The organism is Micromonospora sp. NPDC003776, assembly GCF_053605645.1.
In genome coordinates this window covers 1-3,166 of record NZ_JBSGJR010000698.1, presented here as the reverse complement: position 1 = coordinate 3,166, position 3,166 = coordinate 1, and the positions used below count along the sequence as shown (strand labels likewise).

Annotated in this window: 2 protein-coding genes and 1 pseudogene; all 3 read right to left on the bottom strand. The window is 72.1% G+C overall.

The genetic code is table 11. The features are described 5' to 3' along the window. Window positions 1-1,533: NADH-quinone oxidoreductase subunit G (locus ACWEVO_RS33565; protein ID WP_452311440.1), on the bottom strand; the 1,533-nt coding region annotated here is incomplete at its 3' end. Further along, on the bottom strand, window positions 1,533-2,849 hold the full coding sequence (nuoF, locus tag ACWEVO_RS33560; protein ID WP_452311439.1) for an NADH-quinone oxidoreductase subunit NuoF: 1,317 nt from the start codon (window positions 2,847-2,849) through the stop codon (window positions 1,533-1,535). The genes nuoF and ACWEVO_RS33565, both read right to left, overlap by 1 nt. Next, window positions 2,846-3,166, bottom strand: a pseudogene (locus ACWEVO_RS33555) (NADH-quinone oxidoreductase subunit NuoE); the annotation flags it as partial. The pseudogene ACWEVO_RS33555 and the gene nuoF, both read right to left, overlap by 4 nt.

Genomic DNA, 3,166 nt, shown 5'->3' with positions numbered 1-3,166 from the left:
GGCCCGGGTGGTGCCCGGCGAGGAGGCCAGCGTGCTGGCCGAGCACGCCACGTCCGCCGCGGCGGAGAGCCCGCCCGGCACCGCGCCGAGCCGCTCGCCGACGATCAGGATCGCCCCCGGCTGGCTCAGCGCCTCGGCCACCGTGGCGTGCTCGGCCAGCACGCTGGCCTCCTCGCCGGGCACCACCCGGGCCAGCTTGGCCCCCAGCTTCTCCAGGCCGCGGGTCGCGAACGGCGCGATCGCGTACACCGTGAGCTTCTTCTTCAGGTACGCCTTGCGCAGCCGCAGGAAGAGGATCGGGCACTCCTCCTCCGGCTCCAGGCCGACCAGCACCACCGCGGGCGCGTTCTCCACGTCCGTGTAGGTCACCTCGGTGACCCCGGCGACGCTGCTGGCCAGGAAGTCGGCCTCCTCGCGGGAGACCGGGCGGGCCCGGAAGTCGACGTCGTTGGTGTGCAGCGCGACCCGGGCGAACTTGGCGTAGGCGTACGCGTCCTCGACGGTCAGCCGGCCGCCGGTGAGCACCGCCGAACCCTGGCCGCCGTCCCGGGCGGCACGCAGCCCCTCGGCGGCCCGGGTGAGCGCCTCACTCCACGAGGCCTCGCGCAGCTCACCGGTCCGCTCGTCCCGCACCAGCGGGGTGGTGAGCCGGTCGAACGCGCGGGCGTACTGGAAGCCCCAGCGGCCCTTGTCGCAGTTCCACTCCTCGTTCACCGCCGGGTCGTCGCCGGCCAGCCGGCGCAGCACCTTGCCGCGCCGCCAGTCGGTGCGCTGGGCGCAGCCGGCCGAGCAGTGCTCGCAGACGCTGGGCGTGGAGACCAGGTCGAACGGGCGGGCCCGGAACCGGTACTGGGCGCCGGTCAGCGCGCCCACCGGGCAGATCTGCACCGTGTTCCCGGAGAAGTACGAGTTGAACGGGACGTCCCCGGCATCGCCCTCCTCGCCGTACGCGTCGTCCCGGTAGATGTTGATCTCCTCGGCGGACGACCGGCCCATCAGGTCGATGAACTTGTCGCCCGCGATCTCCTCGGAGAACCGGGTGCAGCGCTGGCAGAGCACGCACCGCTCGCGGTCGAGCAGCACCTGGGTGCTGATCGGCAGCGGCTTCGGGTACTCCCGCTTGTGCTCGTGGAACCGCGAGTCGGTCCGGCCGGTCGACATCGCCTGGTTCTGCAGCGGGCACTCGCCGCCCTTGTCACACATCGGGCAGTCCAGGGGGTGGTTGAGGAGCAGCAGCTCCATCACCCCCTCCTGCGCCTTCTTCGCCACCGGCGAGGTGAGCTGGGTCCGCACCACCATGCCGTCGGCGACGGTCTGGGTGCAGGAGGCGACCGGCTTGCGCTGCCCCTCCACCTCCACCAGGCACTGCCGGCAGGCGCCGGCCGGGGCCAGCAGCGGGTGGTCGCAGAACCGCGGGATCTCGGTGCCCAACTGCTCGGCGACCCGGATCAACAGCGCTCCCTTGGGAGCGGTGACCTGGACGCCGTCGATGGTGAGCGTGACGGTCTCGGTCTGCTTGGCTACGTCGGTCATCAGTGCGCTCCCACCAGCTGCTTGTCCGACAGCTTCGGTGCGGTACGTCCCTCGATGTAGTCGAGGTAGTCCTGCTTGAAGTACTTCAGCGAGGAGGTCACCGAGCTGGTCGCACCGTCACCCAGACCGCAGAACGAGCGGCCGAGGATGTTGTCGCAGGTGTCGAGCAGGGTGTCCAGGTCCTCGTGGGTGCCCTGGCCGGCCAGGATGCGCCGGTAGACCCGGACCATCCAGTAGTTGCCCTCGCGGCACGGGGTGCACTTGCCGCACGACTCGTGGTGGTAGAACTCCAGCCACCGGTAGGTCGCGTACACCGGGCAGTCCTGGTCGGAGAAGATCTGCGTGGCCGTGGTGCCCAGGATCGAGCCGGCCGCCGCCACCCCCTCGAAGTCCAGCGGCACGTCCAGGTGCTCGGCGGTGAGCAGCGGGGTCGACGACCCGCCCGGGGTCCAGAACCGCAGGTTGTGCCCGGGCTGCATGCCGCCGGCCAGCTCGATCAGCTCGCGCAGCGTGATCCCCATCGAGCACTCGTACTGGCCGGGGTTGGCGATCCGGCCGGAGAGCGAGTAGATCATCGGGCCGGAGGACTTCTCCGTCCCCATGGTCTTCCACCAGTCGGCGCCGCCCAGCACGATGTACGGCACGCTGGCGATGGTGCCCACGTTGTTGACCACGGTCGGGCTGGCGTACAGGCCGTGGGTCGCCGGGAACGGCGGGCGCAGCCGGGGCTGGCCCCGGAAGCCCTCCAGCGAGTCCAGCAGCGCGGTCTCCTCACCGCAGATGTACGCCCCGGCGCCCGAGTGCACCACCAACTCCAGGTCGAAGCCGCTGCCGAGGACGTTCCGCCCGAGGTAGCCCTTGGCGTACGCCTCCTGGACGGCGTTGCGCAGCCGCCGGGCAGCGTGCACCGCCTCGCCCCGGATGTAGATGTAGGCGCGGTTGGCCCGGATCGCGTACGAGGCGATGATCACGCCCTCGACCAGCGAGTGCGGGTCGTGGGTCATCAGCGGCAGGTCCTTGCAGGTGCCCGGCTCGCCCTCGTCGGCGTTCACCACCAGGTAGTGCGGCTTGCCGTCGCCCTGCGGGATGAAGCCCCACTTGAGACCGGTCGGGAAGCCCGCGCCGCCCCGGCCGCGCAGCCCGGAGTCCTTGATCAACTGGATCAGGTCGTCCGGGTGGGCCTTGAGCGCCTTGCGCAGGGCGGCGTAGCCGTCCAGCTTCTCGTAGGTGCCGATCCGCCAGGCGTCCGGCGACAGCCAGCGCTTGGTCAGCACCGGCGTCAGCTTGCCCAGCGTCTCCGCCCGAGGAGTGGTCACTTCTGGACCCCCGTTCCGCTCGCGTCCGCCGGATCGGCGCCCGTCCCGGCCTCCGCCTCCTTGAGGTTGCGCTGCTGCGCCCCGGCCTCGTCCCCGGCCGGCTTGCCGTCGCCGGCCGGCGGGTTGGCCGACGCGCCGGCGGCCTCGGCCGCGCGGGCGTCACCCGACGCCGGCCGCGCGCCGTCCGTCGGCACCTTGGTGCCGGGGGCGTCGGGCACCGCGGTACCCGCGTCCGGCTGCCTGCTCTCGGCCGTACGCACCTGCGGCGACTTGCCGTCGGGCGCCTTGACGTCCGGCGCGGTGCTGCCGCTGGCCGC